The sequence below is a fragment of the Klebsiella sp. KE9456 genome (assembly GCF_043832615.1).
Taxonomy (GTDB): domain Bacteria; phylum Pseudomonadota; class Gammaproteobacteria; order Enterobacterales; family Enterobacteriaceae; genus Klebsiella; species Klebsiella indica.
Map to the genome: position 1 here is coordinate 66,222 of NZ_JBDYQK010000019.1, position 19,683 is coordinate 85,904.

Genomic DNA, 19,683 nt, shown 5'->3' on the forward strand with positions numbered 1-19,683 from the left:
GTATGCGCCCTCTCTGGAATGCCGCGCCGGACTGGTCGTCGTCAGTGACGGAGACGCTGAGCTGGAAAACCGATGTTCTCACGTCGCCCACCGGCGCGGAGCAACGCATCGCACGGCGCAGAACGCCGCGCCGTACCTTTGAATTTACGGTTGAGCTGTCAGGCACAGAACGCCGGGCCTTTGAGAACCTCCTCTGGCACGCTGGCGCGGGCGAATGGGATCTGCCCGTCTTCCCGGACGTTGCCACGCTGAGAGCGCCCCTTGTTGCCGGTGATACGTTCATCCCCGTTGATACCGCTGGCCGGGATTTTATCGCCGGGGATAACGTGCTGATTCAGGACTATGACGGCACGCGGGAAACCGCCCGGATCAGCACGGTGAATGGTGACGGCCTCACGGTCAGCGAGCTGGTGCTGCAGTGGTCGCCCGGTGCGGAGGTGTACCCGCTACGGCCCGCCGTTCTGACAGACCCGCCAGCGCGTACACGGCAGACCGGGGAGCTTGCCCGCTGGCAGGTTCGTTTCAGGGTTGCGGCCAGCAATCCGGTAGCGGCTGACGCCGGGCCGGTGTTCTGGCGCGGTCATCCGGTGCTTACCGCCGAACCAGACCGCACGGATGATTTGACGGGTGAATACGAGCGGATGATTGCGGAGCTGGACAACATGACCGGCATTCCGCACAGGACGGATACAGCGGGCCGGGCGTTTACCGTTCAGGGGTTCGCATGGCTGGAGGCCGGACGCGTGGCACAGACACGGCTGCGGTCGCTGTTCTATTTTCTGCGTGGTCGTCAGCGGCCGCTATGGGTGCCGGGTGATGCGATCGATTTTATCCCCGTCAGTACGTCAGGAAATGAATTGCAGACGCGCACAGCGGATTACAGCGCGTCAGGCATCGCGAACGGACGTCGCGATCTGTGTATCCGGCTGGCGGACGGTTCGCAGATTTACCGGCGGATCGTGTCCGCCGTAAAGCTTAATAATGGCGAACGCTTAACGCTGAATGACGAATTACCGCCCGTTGAGCAAATAACAGATATTTCATTTATGACTTTATGTCGCCTTAACAGCGATGAAATTCAATGGCAACACATTACCGACGCTGACGGGCTGGCGTCCGTGTCAGTTAATTTTCGGGGAGTACGTGATGAACTGGAATGATTACGAGTATTCAACGTCTGACGGTTTACCGGTGACACTGATTGATTTTATCCGTTCCGGTACACTGCATTATCGTTATACGAATGCTGACCAGAATATTTATATCAATGGTGAAAAATGGGAGGCCGCCGCGATTTCTGTTCCGGGGATTCGCATCGGTTCGGGCGACCCTCTTGATATAACGATACCGGCTAACAGTACCGTGGCGGCATTGTTTCGCGGTGCGTCGCCGTCGCTGAAAGTCAGAATAATGCGAATTCACGCCGATGATGAATCGCAGGAAATGAAAACTATCTGGCGTGGTGCTGTACACGAAACTAAATGGGAAAGCATTAACAGCATTAAGTTAATCACATATTCCATTGCTTCAGTATTCAGTCGCAATGGTATTCGTCTTACGTGGGGGCGTCCCTGCCCGTATTCGCTGTACGATAAGAACTGTCGTTTAAATCCGGCTGATTATGCCGTTCACTGCGTGATTGATTCACTGGATGGCGCGTCAGTTAATATCACATCCGGCGTCAATAATGGCTGGTTTTCTGGCGGCTTTATTGAATGGGTAACGGATGGTATAACAGAGCGGCGCGGGCTGAAACTGCATAACGGAAATAATATTGGTGTAATTGGCGGGACTTTCGGCCTTGAGGCGGGAATGTCTGTCGTTATTTATCCTGGCTGTGAACGCACAATTAATGTGTGTGATTCTAAATTCAATAACGTGCTGAACTATGGCGGTCAGCCGCATATGCCGGGCCAGTCGCCGTTCGAAATAGCTAAACTGTTCTGAGAATATATCATGCAATTTTTCTATTATTTTGCGGTGCTGGTTGCCTCTTATTTTATCAGCGCGGCAATGGCTAAAAAAAACACGTCCACGTCAAAACCTGTCACCGCTGACGACTGGGACTTTCCACAAGCGAGTGAAGGAACGCCGCAATGTATTTTTTTTGGCGATGCGTGGACTGAGGACTGGTTTGTGCTGGCCTACGGGAATTACCGCTATGAAGCAATACGAAAATAAAATTATTACGTTAGATGATATTCGTGCGGCCGGAGGATGTGCGCCCGGCGCACGAAATTTTTTCAGGCGATATAACCTCGATTTTAAATCATTTTTAAAAAATGGTATCCCTGCCGCTGATTTACTTAATACCGGGGATGCGCTGGCCGTGGATGTGGTTAACCGTGCAATAAAAGGTGAAACGGATGGGAAGTAAAGGCAGTAAAAAAACAACAATCGGGTATCGCTATTCGTGGGATATACAGAGCGGACTCGGACGCGGCCCGGTGGATGAACTGGTGGAAATAAGCGCAGATGAAAAAATAGTCTTTGCAGCAAAGGCCGGAGAAGTTACGGGCAGCACTTCTTTCTATATTGATAAAGGGGATTTATTTGGCGGGGATGATGTTGGTGGTGAGGGCGGTATTCGCGGAACGTTTGAAATTGCGATGGGAGACCCCGACCAGACAGCGTCCGGCGCGGTCAGAAATTTATTAGGCGGACTCGTTCCCGGTTTTCGGGGCGTGGTTACGACTTTTTTTAGCGGCGTTATCAGTACCTTTTCCGCCAGCCCTAAACCGTGGAAGTTTCGCGTTCGTCGCACGGTTAAAGGCTGGGACGGTGAAACATGGTACCCGGAGAAAGTTAACATTCTGCTATCTAATACCGGCGCTGAGATAAAAGGCGCTGATAAATTGAATGATGAACAGCTTAATAATCTGCGAACCATCCACGCGATGAACGGCGCACATATATTAATAGAGGCCGCAACCAACCGCGACTGGGGCCGGGGCGCATCATATGATGATATCGATTTAACGTCATTTAAAGACGTCGCTGACCAGCTCTATAATGAAAAATTCGGGCTGTGCTTTCGTTATAATCGCCAGGATGATTTGGACTCATTTATTCAGCAGGTATTAGACCATATCGGCGCGGTTCAGTGGGCGGATATGGAAACCGGCAAACTTAAATTAAAACTCATCCGGGATGATTATCATGCGGATGATTTGCCGTTATTCACTTATGATAACGGCATTATTGAAATTCAGGATGATGATTCCACTACGGGCGAAAATGCTCCGAATGAAATTGTCGTGACATATCGCGACCCGGTTACAAATTCGCAGGGAGAAGTCCGGGCGCAGAATTTAGGCGCAATTCAGGCCGTGGGATTAATCAGCAGCACCACAGATTACCCGGCTTTACCTACGCATGATTTAGCGGCCCGCGTCGCCGAACGTGACCTGAATTTATCTGGGGCGACGTTATCACGTCTGGTGATTATTTTTGACCGGCGCGGGCGTGATATCACGCCCGCCAGTGTTTTTCGTATTAGTATCCCGGAGCGCGGGATAAACAATATGATACTGCGTGCGGCAAAAATTGAAGAGCAGGATAACGGAAGTCTGAAAATCACCGCCGTACAGGATGTATTTTCATTACCTGCTACCAGTTTCAGCAGCGGGCAGCAGGACAGCACGTGGAAGCCGCCGGTATACAGCCCGCAGATTATAAACGAATGGCAGCTGACTGAATTATCCTGGTTGATGCTAATTAACGTTTTATCAACGGCGGAATTAAACGCACTATCAGAGGATGCCGGTTTTACCGGGATTATGGCGTCGGCCCCGTCAGGCACACAAATAGATTATCTGATTCAGAGCAACACCGGTTCCGGTTGGCGTTCGTCCGGTCAGGGCGACTGGACACCATCCCTTATATTAACGCGTCAGGCCGGTCGACTGGATACCGTTCTGTATGTGGATTTTTCAGTGATACCGGAAACTGGCGCGGGAATAATTATTGATGATGAGTTAATCCGAATTGATGCGATTGATTTTGACGCGGGGACGGTGACTGTCGGGCGGGCATGTGGTGACACTGTTCCGGCGCAACACCGCGCCGGGGCAATGGCATGGATTTATAAAGACTTTACCGAAAGTGATAATACGGAATATCTCAGCGGTGAGTCTGTATCTGTCAGGTTACTGACGCGGACAAATAACGGCACACTGGCCGCTGATGATGCATCGGTCTTAACGGTGGATATTCAGGGCCGCATGGCCCGCCCGTATTTACCTGGTAATATTGCGATGAACGGTGATTTATATCCGCTGTATTGTGCCGCGAATCCTGAGAACGAATATTTATTAACGTGGTCACATCGTGACCGGGTATTACAGTCAGACCGTTTAATTGACTGCCTGTCGGGTAATATCGGGCCAGAAACCGGCGTTTCATACACCGTAACAGTATCGGAGCGCGACACCGGCGATACAAAATGGGTATTCACTACCACAGGTACATCCGTATTCATTCCGTATATTGTCGATGATGAACCTGATAACGTTATTCATACCGTTACGCTGAGGGCTGTTCGTGGCGAACTGGAATCCTTTAAAAGCTGGTCAATTACCCTTCCTGCCGGGCATATTTAAAAGAGGTTGTTATGAATACTTCACCATATTATTACGGTCAAGGGCGTCTCTATCTTTCTAAACTAAAAGCAGATGGCACCCCTGAGAATCTGTTATGGCTTGGCGACTGTTCCGGGCTGACGCTGAATATTGCCAGTGAAGTTACAGTTAAAAAAACATCACGCGGCGGGCGGCGTCTTGATGCGGGGTTATCCGTTACGGACACCACCGCGAGCCTGTCATTTACGTTATATGAACACAGTCAGGAAAACCTCGCCTGCGCATTATGGGGAAAGTCAGAAAGCAGTATCGCGGCATTTATTGCCGGGCAACCGCTACCGGACGGAATGAAACCGGGGCAACGTTTTATTATCTGTAATGCGTCCGTGTGGGATGTTTATATTCCGGGCCTTGAGGCCGGAACCGATTATAAAGTGGATTATTTATTTGGTGCGATAGAATTCATTACCGCGCCGCCGGATGGCTTAACGGTCAGTTATTATCATTCACGTAATGCGCATGTGACACTGTTATCAACATTACCGGATGATTTATATCTGAGGTATGAAGGGAGTAATCTGGCCTCACCGGAGCAATTAGTGATGCTGGATATATACCGCGTGAAACTCTCACCGGTTGACGTTTTCAGCCTGATTAATAACGACAGCAGCGTATCTTCTGTTTCAATAAATGCGCGCGTTCTGCCCGACCTGAGCCGCTATACCGGAGCGGAATTTGACTTATTCGGACGAATGGGAACCAGTCGCCGCTTTGATGGTGCTATATCCCTGAATATTCAGGATGAACCCGTGGGCGGCGTGGTATTGATGGATGGTGCTATATCTGTAAATTACAATACGTCACTGGAAAACCGAACAGTCAAAATTACCGCAAAAACGAATACAAATCGTATTTACACAACAACGGTGCAAACGGATAGCGCCGGGCGTTATATCGCATCTATTGTTTTACCCTTTGGTGTCTATTCTGTTGTGGCGGAGTGTGAATTAATCACGCCATATAATAACCTTTTAACGCTAGTTTCTGATGTTCAGAGTGTTGAGGTTCCGGGGCCGGTTGTCGAATTTGTTATGAGGATTGACAGCCTGACGCGTCCGCTCTTTTATGCCCGTCGTGATGAAGAAATTACAATTGATTATGGTGACGGAGTAGAGAGTACAGATTTTCGATTTGAAAATAATACAGATGTGATGACGTGGTGTTATACCACGCGTGAATTAATAGTTGGTCAGGAATATCATATTAAGGTGAAGGGTTCATCGACATTGCGCTTTGCGTCTACGGCAAATAGCAGTGCTACGAGTACAAACAGCCTGATGGAGTTAATAAAGGTAACTGGTGACCGAACCAGTATGTCGGCTTTTGCCAGTAATAAAACAACGCTGCATACCATTCATCCCGGCGCGCTTAAACTTCCTCTCGCGACCGGTTTTTCCAGCGCGTTCAAGGGGTGTACTGGTCTGAAAGTTATTCCCTCTGATATGTTTAAAAAATGTCCGAATATTGAAGCAGCTGAGCTTTTGTTTAGCGGGTGTAGTGGTCTATTAGAGATTCCTGCAGAATTGTTTAGCAATCTTGTCTATGTGACCAACTTTACGTCAGTGTTTGAAAATTGCACCAATGTGATTAGTGTAGGGGGTAATTTATTCAAAGGATGTTATACAGCAGTGAATTTTAACAACGCATTTAATGAGTGTAGTTCACTGATTAATCTGGATAGCGGGATTTTCTCAGAGTGCCTCGTGGCAAAAGCATTTTCATATTGTTTCAAAGGATGTCGTAAACTTGAATCTTTGCCCGAAGATTTATTTAGTAATGTGCCTGGTGGACTGTTTACTGGTGTTTTTCAGAACTGTAGTCAACTGAAAACTTTACCACCTCGATTATTTCGAAACTGTCTTGAGTCTACGCATTTTGGCGGGGCATTTAGTGGATGCTCTAATCTCCTTAATGTTCCCGATGAATTTTTTAAAGATTTAACACTAGTAACCCATTTCGTAACTGTTTTTTCTGGCTGTTCCTCTCTTGAAAGAGTTGGTTTGTCTGTTTTTTCTGGCTGTAATACTGCTCAGGTTTTCTCCTCAGCATTTTATTATTGCCGTGCCCTTATTAATGTAGGTGATGACATTTTTAAGAACTGTATCAGCGCAACTACATTTTCCAGTGTATTTCAAGGTTGCATATTATTAACCGACCTCCCTTCGTTTACCGACTGTAACAAAGCAATAAGTTTCGATCATGCGTTCTATGGATGCTCATCCTTGACTTCTGTCCGAGCTGACGCTTTTTCAGGGAAGAGTCTTGTCACTACATTTAATTATGCTTTTACTCAATGCTCTTCGCTCAAAAGTATTGGAGCCGGAGCGTTTCGCGACTGTAGTTCACTGACTAACCTGACTTATGCATTTATGGGGTGCTCGTCGCTGGTTTCCTTAGCCGGGGATATGTTTGCAGGGTGCCATAAGGTTACGAATATTACTAGCCTGTTTAATCAGTGTGCTTCCATTGTCTTACTCCCTGAAAAACTATTCAGTGATCTAACTGCTTTAACAGCAATGGGAGCTACATTCCAGGACTGTACATCGTTGAGTGCATTGCCAGCGGATCTTTTTTCAGGTTGTATTAATATCACTTCATTAACGCTGACTTTCTCCGGCTGTACGGCTTTATCAGTATTACCCTCTGAGCTACTCAAGAATAATTCGTTGCTGATTAGTGCGGGTTCCACATTCTACGGTTGCACGTCTCTTGTGAATATTCCTTCATCACTGTTTAAATACTGCCCGCTTATTACCTCATTTGGCGCAACGTTTCAAAACACCGGGATAGTGGAAATACCTGGAAACCTGTTCAGTAATAATCCGCTCGTTACTGCTTTTGGTCAGACTTTCAGAGGCTGCAAAAATCTGCTTTCAGTCCCGGAAAATCTTTTCACCGCCAGCATCAATGCAACAACGTTCACAAATGTTTTTTCCGATTGTAACTCGCTGGAACAAGTGGCTTCAGGTCTTCTTAACTCAACATCAGTAACAACGATGGGTTATCTTTTCGACGGATGTTCACGGCTTCATACTGACGTTAACGTAATATTCAATCTTAGCAGTTATCCGAATATTGTGACTACGACAGCAGCGTTTCGGGGATGTGCAAACATGACTGGTAAAGGATTAATATTCATTTCTAAAATGACGAATATCTCAGCGCATTATTATACATTCAACAACTGCGTAAGCCTTGATGACTACGATAATTTACCTAATAACTGGATAATAAATAGATTATGAAAACTTTTAAAACGATGAAAAATGTTATCGGATTTTGCCAGACTGATGATTTCTTTCTTGAGTATATTCAACGCCTCATTGATGCCGGTGTGGTATCTGTTTATGCAGGTGATATCAGCGAGAAAGAGAAAATGGTTAGTGATGAATTTTATGAACGTCTCTGCCAGGTTTTTGGCGTATTAGATGGTGACTAACCGTGAATAGCATAGAATCTTCATGAGCGGCTGATCTTGGTTTTTGGTGTGTAGGTAGACGAAGAATCGCCACTCTGAAAGTTGATAGCGACCTTTTTTGCACAGTGCAAAACCCCTTTTTTAACTGCTTCGAGGTATGCAAAAAAGCGCGCTAAATTATGCAAAAAAGGTCGCCGCGTTACAACAGCGGCGGTGAAAACAGCGGTAATGTTGTGGCATAAGGGGTCACGATAAGCGTTATTCCCTTCGGCGCCCCTTCTTTCTGAAAAGCATGAGCGCTCAGATATTTAATATTGATCGGCAGCAGGGTTAACTCGCGTAACTGCCTCTCCAGCGATTGTTCCAGTCGCGGATTATCCGCAGTGATCAGAAGCACCTGCTTCTCCTGCAGGTCACTTTTTTGCACCAGCCACGCGCCGAAAATTACTGCGATTAACCCCACTTCCTCATGGCTAAAACGCACTTTCCAGTCAGTTTCAAAATCCTCCAGCGCCGCCTGCGTTGTGCGCACTAAACGCGGGTACAGACGGCTAATCTCCTCCGGTAGCGCGTTATCGATTCCGATAGCGAAGACGCTGCGGTGCAGCGCCTGAGAAAGATGAATATAGAGTTGGTCGCTCAACCCCTGTTCATCGCTAAAGGCGTGGCCGGACAGACGCTGAAAACGGTAAATCAGGCCGGAAATCGCCAGGTGCAGCCGTCGGTCCTGCTGATGACCGTCGTGGATGGGATCGGGCGTTTTCAGCAACATAAACAGCAGGGCGAGAAACAATCGCTCCTCAGGGGGCAGCGCTGTCACGGCCCGCCGTTGCCAGTGGCGTACAATCTCTTGTGCAAGGGAGAACTCCGTAGCGGCCTGTACCCATCTCTGCTGCTCACGGGTGAAGAAGGGACTCTGTCCGACATGGTGTTGCAGCAGGCAATACTGCAAATAGAGACGCAGAAAGTGCCTGTCACGGCAGTCAAAATGCCGGTTAAGCGCCCGTGCGCAGCGGTTGACCAGAGCCTGCAGGTTGGTGTCGTCATACAGCGTGCGCGCGACACCCTGCTGTTTAAGCTGCGTTTTTAATGCCGGGGTAAAATGCTGGTTGACAAAATGCGGGCATAAGCGCAGGGCGCGTTTTAACCCGTGTAAGAGGCAAAGACGTTGATTAAGCTCGGTTCCTTCAATCCGGTAGCGGTCATCCCGACTGACAGTAATGGTCAACTGATGGTCGCGCTGAATCTCCTGCCCTGTTTCGAGAATATCTTCGCGGACAATGTGCTCATCAACGTCATTTAATGTACTGAATGTCTTGGTGGTGACAATTTGCTCCGGCAGGAAAAGCGTCAGCAGTACCTGGCATCGGCGCTGGGGACCGGAAAGTACAGATGGTGGAGCAAGCGTTGGCATCATCCGTCAGGTCTCCGGTAAGTATGTCAGCTAAGAATAGCTAAAGTTTGTTTATAGAAATGGTGAATGAAAGGCTTTCCGTCTGGAATACGGAGGAGGGTCACAGAATTTTTAACGTAGCGACTGAAGGTGTGACGCGTAATCTCTGAATGTACTTTCGCGCTGTTTTATCTTTGGCTGAAACCGGGCTCCGCCAACGAGAGTGGCCGAGCCGGTATCTCATTTCTGCATGTTATGCGCCTGACTTAGCGTTAACCCTACGTCACCACCCGGATGTACAGCCAGAAGTGTCTCTTTCGAATAACCGCTCTCGTTCATCAGACAGGCGCAGGCGGCATCGAAAATCGCCAGCACCAGAACGATTGATGTCGTGGCTAACATATTGAGTGGATCGGCTTCTTGCCGCACGCCGGTGGAAATCACCAGACGAGCAGCTTTGGCAATGGCGGAATCTGGATTTTCCGTGACGCTAAGGATGGGAACATTTTTCGCTGCGAGTCCAGGCAACAGCCGGGTGAGCTCATCAGAATTGCCGCCGCGTGAAAGCATGATTACCAGATCGTCGGTACGTAAAAACCCCAAATCGCCATGCGCGGCGTCAGTCGCATTGAGGTATATCGCCGGGCGCTCAACGCAAGCGAGCATATGCGCGACTTTTCGTGCCGCTATGCCGGAAGTCCCGACGCCAGTGACCACGATTTTACCCTGACAGCCGCGCAGTTCAGCCATCAGCGTCTGCCATTGTTCCGCACTCAGATGGCGTTCCAGAGCCGCCAGCTCTTCGCTGTACAGTTGCCAGACGTGAGTGGCTTGATGCCATGTATGATTCATGCGTCCCCCTGCATCAGTTGACGGTATTTCATATGGTCCTGATACATCTCGTGGAATACCTGATATTTACGATCGTAATACTGCTTAATGCGATTGGTCTGTGGAGTGACGGTTTTCCCAATCCGGCTCATCGCCGACATTGTTTCAGGGAAGGTTTCAAACACGCCGGCGGCAAGGGTACCCATCATGGCGCCGCCCAGCAGCATGGCTTCACTCTCTTCGGGGAGCAGCATGGCGCAGCCAGTAGCGTTAGCGTGTTCCTGAACGAAGATCGGATTTTTGGTGCCGCCACCGCTGGCCATGATCGTATCGATGCTGTAACCGCTGTGATTCATCGTCTCAATAATATGCCGGGTACCTAAGGCAATTGCCTGGATGGACGCCAGATACTGGAGCGCCATATCCTCCGGCGTGCGGGAGAGTTTCAGTCCGGTAATCACGCCAGTTAAGGTCGGATTCGCGCGCGGCGAACGGTTGCCGTGGAAGTAGGGGAGAATGTGCATGTCGCGGGTTAAAAAAGCGATATCTTCCGGCTCGCCGGCCATTTTCCGCAGCAGCGCATTCAGCACTTCATAAATTGTCTGCCCCTGGGTTTTTGCCTGCGCCAACAGAGTTTCATAGCACGGATGCGACTGAATAATATGGTCGATTAATGCACCCGTGGCAGACTGACCACCTTCGTTGAGCCAGTACTCTGGCAGGACAGCAGAATAATAAGGCCCCCAGACGCCGCCGATAAAACGCGGCTCTTTGGAGATCGCCATATGCCCGGTGGAGGTCCCGCCAATCAACGCGATACGACGGTCAAAATCCGCCACTTCGCCAGAAACGCCACAGGCGCCAAGCGTACCGAGCGTGCCGGCGTGGGCATCAATAATGGATACGCTCACCGCCGTCCCTGGGATCAGGCCCAGTTCACTGGCGGCGCGTTGGGTCAGGCCGTGACCCAACGGCTCCCCCATGGTTTTGACGTAACGACCGATTTTTGCCGCGTCGTGCTCCAGCAGCTCTTCCAGTCCAATCTGGCGGAAATAGCTGGCATCCCACTTATCCTCATGGCCCATGTAGGTCCATTTACAGACGGTGGAACACAGCGATCGGGTATCGTCGTTGGTTGCCCGCCAGGTCAGAAAATCAGGCAGGTCAAAATAGTATCCGGCGTTCGCCCAGGTGTTGGGCATATGCTGCTTCAGCCACAGCAGTTTTGGCGTTTGCATTTCCGGAGAGATAATTCCGCCGACGTAGTCCAGTACCCGGTGGTGCAGGGCATTGATACGCGCAGCCTGAGAGATGGCACGGTGGTCCATCCAGACGATAATGTTCTGCTCGCTGCGCCCGGAAGGGCTGATGGTCAGCGGTCTGCCTTCTTTATCCAGTACCACCAAAGAGCAGGTGGCATCAAATCCCAGCCCTTTAACCTGAATGGGATTGATATCTGACTGGTTGATCGCATCACGAACCGCGTTGCACACCGCCTGCCAGATGTTATCTGAAGACTGTTCAACGAAATCGGCCTGCGGACGATAAATGTCAATGGCACGGCTGGCCTGACCGACCATTCTGCCGTTGAGGTCAAACACGCCTGCACGGGCGCTTCCGGTTCCTACATCCACACCAATAAAATAGCTCGCCATAATTTTTTCTCCTGAAATCAGGCGTTACGGTTCTGTAATGCGATAAAGAGGATCAGCACTGCGCCCCAGAGCGCCATCGTCAGATAGCTGCTAATCCCCAGCAAGTTAAAGCCGCTTTCCAGCATCTGTAGCACAATCAGTGCCAGCACCAGACCGACAATGCGCCCGAAACCGCCGTCCGGGTTGATACCGCCCAGTACGGAGGCGAGGATGGTCACCAGCAGGTATGATTCACCGTACCCGGCTTTTGCGGAGTTAAATTTCGCCATCATCAAAATGGCTGCCATCCAGCCCAACAGGGCAGAAATGATGTAGACGGAAATTTGCACCCGAACGGTACTGACGCCGCTGTAACGGGTCGCCTGCTCATTAGACCCCACCAGATAAAGGCTGCGGCCCAGCGTGGTGTGTTCCAGCAGTACCCACAGCAGTACCGCGACCAGTAAAAAGAGCAACAGCGCCACCGGAATACCGGCAAGCGTGGCGTTGCCGAGGAACTGAATGGCCGCCGGGAAACCGGAAATTACCGTTCCATTGGAGAGCAAAATATTGAGGCCGGAGATGAGCGTCATCGTTCCCAGGGTGGCAAGAATCGGGGAGACGCCAACCCAGGCGACAAGCGCGCCGTTGAGCGTACCAATCGCCACGGCCACCGCCAGCCCCGCCAGCAGGGCGAGCACCAGAAACAGCGGATTATCCGGATGAGTGACAATCACCGCCGCCATGACCAGTGAGCAGGCGTTAGCCCCGGCGATAATCGACAGGTTAATGCCCCCGGTCAGCATCGTGATGCCCATTCCCAGCGCCAGCATACCGAGAATCGGCAGTTGTGAGCCAATGGACTGGAAATTTGCCACACTGAAAAAACGGCCGCCAAGCAGGGCGGAGAAAGCCAGCACCACCACAATAATAATGATGCACTGCAGGCGAATGATGGCATCACCGGGTAAAAATCTGGCGATTGTTTTCATCTTAAAGCTCCCTTGCCAGTTTGCGTTTTTCATTCCAGGCCGTAGCGCTAATGCTGATCAGGATAATGGCGCCACTGAAAACGGTGTGCCAGTAAGAAGAGACGCTGAGCAGGGTCAGGCCATTTTGTAAAAAGGCCAGTAGAATGACCCCGAGCAGCGTACCGGTTAACGTACCGCGACCACCGCTCATACTGGTGCCGCCGAGCACCACTGCCGCCAGCACCGTCAGTTCAAAACCAAGCAGGGAGTTTGGCGCGACGGACTGGGTGATCTGCGCCTGCACCACGGCGGCAACACCGGCGAGAATACCCATATAGCCGTAAACGTAGAAATGCAGTTTCAGCAGATTCAGTCCCAGGCGAGAAGCCGCATCCCGATTGCCGCCCATGGCGTAAATCTGCCGTCCAGGACGGGTGTAGTTCATCAGCACCGCGGTAAAGACAATCACTGCCGCCAGACAGAGTAGGGGGAGCGTAAGGCCGTAATCGTAACCGTCCGCTGCAGTGAATGAAAACCAGTTGATGCCGTTCATAAACCAGTCGGGGAAACCGTACAGCCAGGTACCTTTGGTGGTGTAGACCAGCAGGCCATAATAAACATTCAGCGTGGCGATGGTGATGATGATCGCCGGTACGCGCAACCTGTAGACCAGAATACCGTTGATAAGCCCCAGAACCAGACCCACCGCCATCGCGATAATCAGCGCCAGCACAAAATTGCCGCCGTGGCCAATGATCCAGCTTGCCATTGCGTACTGCGCGATAGCGGTCATTGCCGGGAATGAAATGTCAATGCCGCCGGATATTAAGACCACAAACAGCCCACAGGCGAGAATGCCCAGAATGGCGTAGCTGGTGGCGACATCCGTCAGGTTGCCGAGCGAAAGGAACTCGTCGGTGCTGATGCTCAGGCCAACGGCCAGCGCGACCACCAGCAGTCCCAGCCAGAATTCATGTTGCCCGATTAAGCGGGAAAGACGCTCATTATTCATTGATGACCTCAACTACTTCAGCAATCTCCTCTTCGCGACAGCGATGAGGGTTAAACTCCGCCACCAGTTCGCCGCGACGCATCACCAGCACGCGGTGGCTGTTGTAATAGGCTTCCGGGATTTCATCGCAAATCATCAGAACCGCCATGCCCAGCTCCGCAAGATCGCGAGCAATCTGGTAGATTCCCTCTTTGTTGGCGATGTCCACGCCAACGGTGGGAGAATCCAGAATCAGGATACGTGGGTTGGTCGCCACCCATTTGGCAATAGCGATGCGCTGGGCGTTACCGCCGGAGAGCGTTTTAACCGGCAGCTGCGGATCGGCGACTTTGATGTTCAGTTCGCGGATCAGATCGGCGACCAGCTTTTGCGCCTTGCCATGATCGAGCAGGCCGCTGCGGGTATGCAGTTTGTCAAACACCGTGACGATAGTGTTATCGTAGATTGACTGCTCCATGATCAGCCCCTGGGTCAGGCGATCCTCCGAGACATAGCCGATCCCGTGTTTGATGGCATCGCGATTACTACGTAGTCTGACTGGCTGGCCGTTAATCCGCATTTCGCCGCTTTCCGGATGGGTCATGCCAAACAGGCTAAGGCAAAGTTCGGTTCTCCCGGCTCCCAGCAGGCCAACGATCGAAACAATCTCGCCGCGGCACAACGACAGGTTGATATTGTGATATTTCCCCTTGCGGCTCAGGTTACGCAGCTCCAGCATGGGTTCCTGTTCAACGGGCGGTTTTTCCGGCAACGGACTGTAGTGGAAGCGTTGGCCGGTCATCAGGAAGGCCAGCTCGTGACTGTCGAGTTCGCTGGCAGGGAAAGTGCCGACCAGCTTGCCATCGCGCATCACGCTGATGCGATCGGCCACTTCCATCACTTCATCCAGTCGATGGCTGACAAACACCACGCAGATCCCGGCCGCTTTCAGCTCATTGACGACTCGCAGCAGGCCGTTAACCTCCTGACGCGTCAAAGAGGCCGTAGGCTCATCCATGATCACCAGACGTGCATTGGCGGCAATCGCCCGGCAAATGGCCACTAACTGGCGGTCGGCAATAGAGAGTTTTTCAACTTTTTTATCCGGGTTGATCGTTACGCCTATGCGCTTCATTGCGGCCAGCGCCTGCTGTTTCATTGCGCCGCGGCGTACCCAGATGTCGCCGCCGGGCAGATAGCGGTTAACGGCAATATTCTCCGCCACGCTGAAGTTTGGAAACAACGACAGATCCTGATAGATAACCTGAATACCGTAGTGCGAGGAAAGCTGGGGTGTCAGGTGGTGAAACAGTTTACCGTCAAGCTGAATCTGCGCCCCTTTCTCCGGGTGATATACCCCGGAGATCACTTTAATAATGGTGCTTTTGCCGCAGCCGTTTTGACCCGCCAGACAGTGAACTTCCCCTTTCTTCAGCGTCAGATTCACATTATCCAGCGCCAGCACGCCCGGAAATTGCTTGCTGATATTCTCAAGAGTGATAAATGCGGTGGTGTCTGTCATGGACAATACCCCTGCGAGCGTCCGGCTGGACGCTGAGTTGTTAATTTGTCGATAGCGCCGACCAGACGGCCGGCGTCAGAGTTACCTGGTGTTGGCGTGATGCCCTAGAAACCGAGTGACTGGGCGTTGTCTTTCGTGACCTCAAGGATTTTGTTAAAGCGGATTACTTTCTTATCCATGTCGACATCCGCTTTCCCTAAACCGTCAATTGTCAGATCCGGGGTGACCTCTTTGCCCTGCAGCAACTGGTCAGCTACCGTAACCAGCGCATAACCTGCGTCTTTTGGGTCCCACAGCAGCGCTTTCTTGATGTCGCCGCGCATCAGATAAGGGGCCGCCTGGGCTGGCATCGCAATACCAACCACGGCGATTTTATCTTTAGCTCGTTTTTTCTGTACCGCCTGGCCCGCACCAATTGGGCCCAAAGAGCCGAAACCAATGATCCCTTTCATCTGCGGATAGGTTTTCATCAGATCCAGGGTGGTGGAGTAGGATTTATCAATACTCTCAGCGACTGGCAGACGTGAAGTGACTTCGAACATCTCTGGGTATTTTTCTTTCTGGTATTTTATGGCGTAATCAGCCCAGGCGTTATGTAAGGGAACGGTCAGCGAGCCGACATAGATAGCATAACCCCCTTTACCGCCCATATCTTTTGCCAGCTCATCGACATTGGCCTGCGCATATTTTTCACTGTCGATGGTCTCAATATCCCACTGACCAATTTGCTGATCCGGCGACTCATGCGTCAGGACGACAATGCCTTTATCGCGCGCCTTCTTCAGTACGGGTTCAAGGACTTTGGCATCATTAGGCACCACAATGATGGCGTTCACGTTTTTGGCAATCAGATCTTCAATCACCTTAACCTGTTGGGCCGGATCCGGTGTGGATGGTCCGGTCTGATAAGCGTTGACATCCAGTTTCTTCGCTGCTTCGTTGACGCCGGTTTCCATTCGGTTAAACCATGGAATACCGGTGACTTTAGCCACCACTGCAATTTCGTATTTCTCTGCCGCAAAGGACGTGCCAGACAAAACGCATGCAGAAGCCAGGGTTGCACTGAGTAATGCGAGTTTGAATTTCATAATTGTACCTTTTGTAGGGAGCAGGGCATGTCACGGCGTGAGGTTAACAACGAAGGGAAGAGGTAATGAATATAAAGTTGTGAAAATGTGATTAATAACCATTTTTGTTAACTTGTAGATAAAATTTAGTTAAATTTTAGTTAATTTAAATGATGTGACATTCATTCATCGTGTGATTGTGTTAATGATATAATTTATATTATCATTTATTTAACATATAATTTACAATATGAGCGTTTGAAGCGGCTGAATACTCCGGCTTATGGTTGTCTGTAAGTGAAGAAATTTGCAAAATTGAGAACTGAATCGAGACCAGAAATCGATGCTCACTATTTTCTCGTTCGATGATATTCTCACGGCAATCTCATCAACGACCGTAACTGATGGCGGTCAGGATTTAGCCGTGGAGAGTTCATGCACCGCGTTCATCGTCTCGTCATAACGTTCTTGTTCGCTGTCCTGTCTTCTGGTGTCAGCGCCCATCCACACAGTTTCATCAGTTTGCAAACGCAGGCCGTGGCGGAAAAGGGTCTGCTCACCGGTTTCAAAATGCGCTGGACGATGGATGAAATGACCTCTGCCGATCTGCTTTATGATGCGGGTAATGCTAAGCCAGGCAGCGAAATCTGGAAGAAACTGGCGGCGGAAGTGATGGCTAACGTGCTGGGCCAGCACTATTTCAGCGAACTGTGGCATAACGGCCAGCGGGTGAAATTTGAGAATCGCCCCGATGGCTATGGCCTTGAGCGCAACGGCCACCAGGCGGTGCTCACTTTTACTCTGCCGCTGGCGAAGCCGCAGCCTCTGGCCGGGCAAATATTTACCTTTTCGACATATGATCCCACTTATTTTGTCGATATGTATTACGACAAAGCGTCAGACTTCACCCTGCCGGCTGCAATGAAGCCGATGTGTACAGCGAAAGTCATGACGCCGAAACCAAATGAAAAAATGTTGTCTTATGCCCAGTCGCTGGATAAAGCGGATGCCCCGCCGGAAGATATGGAACTGGGAAGCTACTTCGCACAAAAGGTGACGCTGCAATGTCAGTAATTTTCACGCAAACCGGACGTTCGCCGCGCTGGCGTCAGCTGTGGCCGCTGGCGCTATTTTTGCTGCTGGTGGCAGGCGCGGGCTTCTGGCTATGGCGAGCGTGGCCGCAGGTGCTGCTGCAAAGCGCCATCTGGCAGCGTGCGCTGAATGTCGAACTGAGCGCGTTGTTACAGTCGGTGGCGAACAATCCTTCCGCTGCGGGGCTATCGTTGCTGGGATTTAGCTTCGTATATGGTGTTCTGCATGCTCTGGGGCCCGGGCATGGAAAAATGGTGATTACGACCTGGCTGGCTACCCATCCCTCGAAACTGAAATCAAGTATCGGTCTGACGCTGGCCGCGTCGTTGTTGCAGGGAATGGTGGCAATCGCATTAGTGGTGGCGGTGCTCTCCTTGCTACAGCTTCCGGCAAGACAGTTGCATCTGAGTAGTTTCTGGCTGGAGAAGGGGAGCTACCTGCTGGTCGGTGCGCTGGGGGTGCTGCTATGCTGGCGGGCGCTGAAAAAGCTGCGGATGCTGCTGCGACGACCAAAATTTACCGCTTTCACTCCGCACCATGTTCATCATGCTAACTGCGGCTGCGGGCACCAGCATTTACCGACTCCGGAACAGCGGCAAAGCGGCGACGACTGGCGGGCGCGGCTGGTGATTGTACTATCGATGGGGATGCGGCCCTGCTCCGGGGCCATTATGGTGTTGCTGTTCAGCAAAGTTATTGGCGTATTTGGCTGGGGGATGGCGGCGGCAATGGCGATGGCGGCAGGAACATCGTTGACGATTAGCAGCCTGGCGCTGCTGGTGCACGGTTTTCGTCAACTGGCGGTCAGGCTGAGCGCGAATCGGGCGCCGGTACTCTGGAAGCAGGTCGGCTGGGCAACGCTGGCGCTGGCCGGCGGCATGATTTTACTGGCAGCAGCGGTGGTGATGTGGAGTAGTGCGATGCCACAGGGCGGCGGCCTGCGTCCGTTTTAAAGAGAGAAAAAAGAGAGAAAAAAGGAAGCCGTGGCTTCCTTGAGGCTGATGACAAACCTGATTTAGATATTGTGCTCGCATTTCTGCCGGGTGGCGGCTATCGCCTTACCTGGCATGTAAAACCAATAATATCATCATGTTATGGGTTTTTCGTAGGCCCGCGCAAGCGAAGCGCCGCCGGGCAATTCCGGAAAAACGCACTTTGTCAGCAATCTGAAGGAAGCCGTGGCTTCCTTTTTGCTTTTCAGTCAGTGAGGAATTAGCGCTTCAGCGCTTCGCTCAACTGCTCGCGCATATTCGCCAGCATGGCTTTCACGACGCGCGGGTTACCTGCAACGATGTTGCCGGTCAGCAGATAGTTATGGCCGCCGGTAAAGTCGCAGACAATCGCGCCTGCTTCACGGGCGATCAGTTCGCCCGCCGCGAAATCCCACGGCTTGAGACCAATTTCAAAATATCCGTCAACGCGGCCAGCGGCAACGTAGGCCAAATCCAGGGCCGCGGAACCGGTGCGGCGGAAATCTGCGCATTCGGTATACATGTTGCCGAGGATGTTCATGTAAGCGGTGGCGTGCTGTTTCGCTTTGAACGGAAAGCCGGTGGCGATGATGGTGCCGTCCAGGTCGCGAGCGCTGCTGCCGCGCAGACGGTAGCCGTTTAGCTGCGCGCCCTGACCGCGGGTCGCGGTAAACAGTTCGTTACGCATGGGATCGTAAACCACCGCCACTTCAGTACGCCCTTTAATACGGACGGCGATGGAGACGGCGAAATGAGGAAGACGTTTTACGAAGTTGGTGGTGCCATCCAGTGGATCGATAACCCATTGAACATCCTGATCAATACCTTCGTGTTCACCGCTTTCTTCGGTGATGATGGTGTGCTGAGGGTAAGATTTGCGAATGGTTTCGATAATAATCGCTTCGGCGGCTTTATCGACGTTAGTCACAAAATCATTGCTGCCTTTCTGACTAGTTTCTACGCTGTCTGGCGTTTCGTAGTGCTTGGCAATTAAATTACCCGCCTTGCGCGCTGCGCGCACGGCGATGTTCAGCATCGGATGCATCGGTCTCTCTCACTGGATGTTAAAGAACGGGAAAAAACGGCACATATAATAGCAGTGAAATCTGCTTATGTCTCCGTTTTATGGTAGCATGCACGAATAATCTTTAGT

The 19,683-nt window shown here is 51.2% G+C and carries 17 protein-coding genes; 9 read left to right on the plus strand and 8 right to left on the minus strand.

Annotation, left to right across the window (positions count from 1 at the left end):
* Window positions 1–2: 2 nt before the first annotated feature.
* The 7 genes from ABK821_RS18710 to ABK821_RS18740 are packed head-to-tail and all read left to right on the plus strand — an operon-like array spanning window position 3 to window position 8,079.
* Window positions 3–1,160 carry a hypothetical protein gene (locus ABK821_RS18710; protein WP_395034054.1) on the plus strand — a complete coding sequence of 386 codons (1,158 nt, stop codon included), beginning with the start codon at window positions 3–5 and terminating at the stop codon, window positions 1,158–1,160.
* Window positions 1,147–1,947 carry a phage BR0599 family protein gene (locus ABK821_RS18715; protein WP_395034056.1) on the plus strand — a complete coding sequence of 267 codons (801 nt, stop codon included), beginning with the start codon at window positions 1,147–1,149 and terminating at the stop codon, window positions 1,945–1,947. The genes ABK821_RS18710 and ABK821_RS18715 overlap by 14 nt, the downstream gene beginning before the upstream one ends.
* Before the next feature lie 9 nt (window positions 1,948–1,956).
* Complete coding sequence (locus ABK821_RS18720) at window positions 1,957–2,181, plus strand: hypothetical protein (protein ID WP_395034057.1); 225 nt, start codon at window positions 1,957–1,959, stop codon at window positions 2,179–2,181.
* Complete coding sequence (locus ABK821_RS18725) at window positions 2,162–2,377, plus strand: hypothetical protein (protein WP_395034058.1); 216 nt, start codon at window positions 2,162–2,164, stop codon at window positions 2,375–2,377. The genes ABK821_RS18720 and ABK821_RS18725 overlap by 20 nt, the downstream gene beginning before the upstream one ends.
* Window positions 2,367–4,601 carry a hypothetical protein gene (locus ABK821_RS18730; protein WP_395034059.1) on the plus strand — a complete coding sequence of 745 codons (2,235 nt, stop codon included), beginning with the start codon at window positions 2,367–2,369 and terminating at the stop codon, window positions 4,599–4,601. Before ABK821_RS18725 ends, ABK821_RS18730 begins: the two co-directional genes overlap by 11 nt.
* Window positions 4,602–4,612: 11 nt before the next feature.
* A complete protein-coding gene (locus ABK821_RS18735) occupies window positions 4,613–7,885 on the plus strand; it encodes a leucine-rich repeat protein (protein WP_395034060.1) in 3,273 nt (1,090 codons plus the stop codon).
* Window positions 7,882–8,079 (plus strand): hypothetical protein, encoded by a 198-nt coding sequence (locus tag ABK821_RS18740; RefSeq protein ID WP_395034061.1) that lies wholly within the window; start codon window positions 7,882–7,884, stop codon window positions 8,077–8,079. Before ABK821_RS18735 ends, ABK821_RS18740 begins: the two co-directional genes overlap by 4 nt.
* Before the next feature lie 178 nt (window positions 8,080–8,257).
* On the opposite strand, the gene csiE is transcribed toward ABK821_RS18740, so the two are convergent.
* The 7 genes from csiE to ABK821_RS18775 form a co-directional block, all read right to left on the minus strand.
* Complete coding sequence (gene csiE / locus ABK821_RS18745; protein ID WP_395034063.1) at window positions 8,258–9,475, minus strand: stationary phase inducible protein CsiE; 1,218 nt, start codon at window positions 9,473–9,475, stop codon at window positions 8,258–8,260.
* Between the two features lie 216 nt (window positions 9,476–9,691).
* Window positions 9,692–10,303 carry an SIS domain-containing protein gene (locus tag ABK821_RS18750; protein ID WP_138361031.1) on the minus strand — a complete coding sequence of 204 codons (612 nt, stop codon included), beginning with the start codon at window positions 10,301–10,303 and terminating at the stop codon, window positions 9,692–9,694.
* Window positions 10,300–11,937, minus strand: coding sequence for an FGGY-family carbohydrate kinase (locus tag ABK821_RS18755; RefSeq protein ID WP_142502397.1), 1,638 nt, complete (start codon window positions 11,935–11,937; stop codon window positions 10,300–10,302). Before ABK821_RS18755 ends, ABK821_RS18750 begins: the two co-directional genes overlap by 4 nt.
* 17 nt (window positions 11,938–11,954) lie before the next feature.
* On the minus strand, window positions 11,955–12,908 hold the full coding sequence (locus tag ABK821_RS18760; protein ID WP_138361033.1) for an ABC transporter permease: 954 nt from the start codon (window positions 12,906–12,908) through the stop codon (window positions 11,955–11,957).
* 1 nt (window position 12,909) lies between these two features.
* Window positions 12,910–13,899 carry an ABC transporter permease gene (locus tag ABK821_RS18765; RefSeq protein ID WP_138361034.1) on the minus strand — a complete coding sequence of 330 codons (990 nt, stop codon included), beginning with the start codon at window positions 13,897–13,899 and terminating at the stop codon, window positions 12,910–12,912.
* Window positions 13,892–15,400 carry a sugar ABC transporter ATP-binding protein gene (locus tag ABK821_RS18770; protein WP_142502395.1) on the minus strand — a complete coding sequence of 503 codons (1,509 nt, stop codon included), beginning with the start codon at window positions 15,398–15,400 and terminating at the stop codon, window positions 13,892–13,894. Before ABK821_RS18770 ends, ABK821_RS18765 begins: the two co-directional genes overlap by 8 nt.
* Before the next feature lie 104 nt (window positions 15,401–15,504).
* Window positions 15,505–16,488, minus strand: a complete 984-nt coding sequence (locus tag ABK821_RS18775) for an autoinducer 2 ABC transporter substrate-binding protein (RefSeq protein WP_142502394.1) — start codon at window positions 16,486–16,488, stop codon at window positions 15,505–15,507.
* Window positions 16,489–16,902: 414 nt separating this feature from the next.
* Between ABK821_RS18775 and ABK821_RS18780 the strand changes: the two genes are divergently transcribed.
* Window positions 16,903–17,541, plus strand: coding sequence for a DUF1007 family protein (locus ABK821_RS18780; RefSeq protein WP_343178785.1), 639 nt, complete (start codon window positions 16,903–16,905; stop codon window positions 17,539–17,541).
* Entirely contained in the window at window positions 17,532–18,512 is a 981-nt protein-coding gene (locus tag ABK821_RS18785) for a nickel/cobalt transporter (protein WP_343178784.1), read from the plus strand. Before ABK821_RS18780 ends, ABK821_RS18785 begins: the two co-directional genes overlap by 10 nt.
* A gap of 259 nt (window positions 18,513–18,771) precedes the next feature.
* Here the strand turns inward: ABK821_RS18785 and suhB are convergent, their stop codons facing one another.
* Window positions 18,772–19,575, minus strand: coding sequence for an inositol-1-monophosphatase (suhB, locus tag ABK821_RS18790; protein ID WP_138361038.1), 804 nt, complete (start codon window positions 19,573–19,575; stop codon window positions 18,772–18,774).
* Window positions 19,576–19,683: the final 108 nt, after the last annotated feature.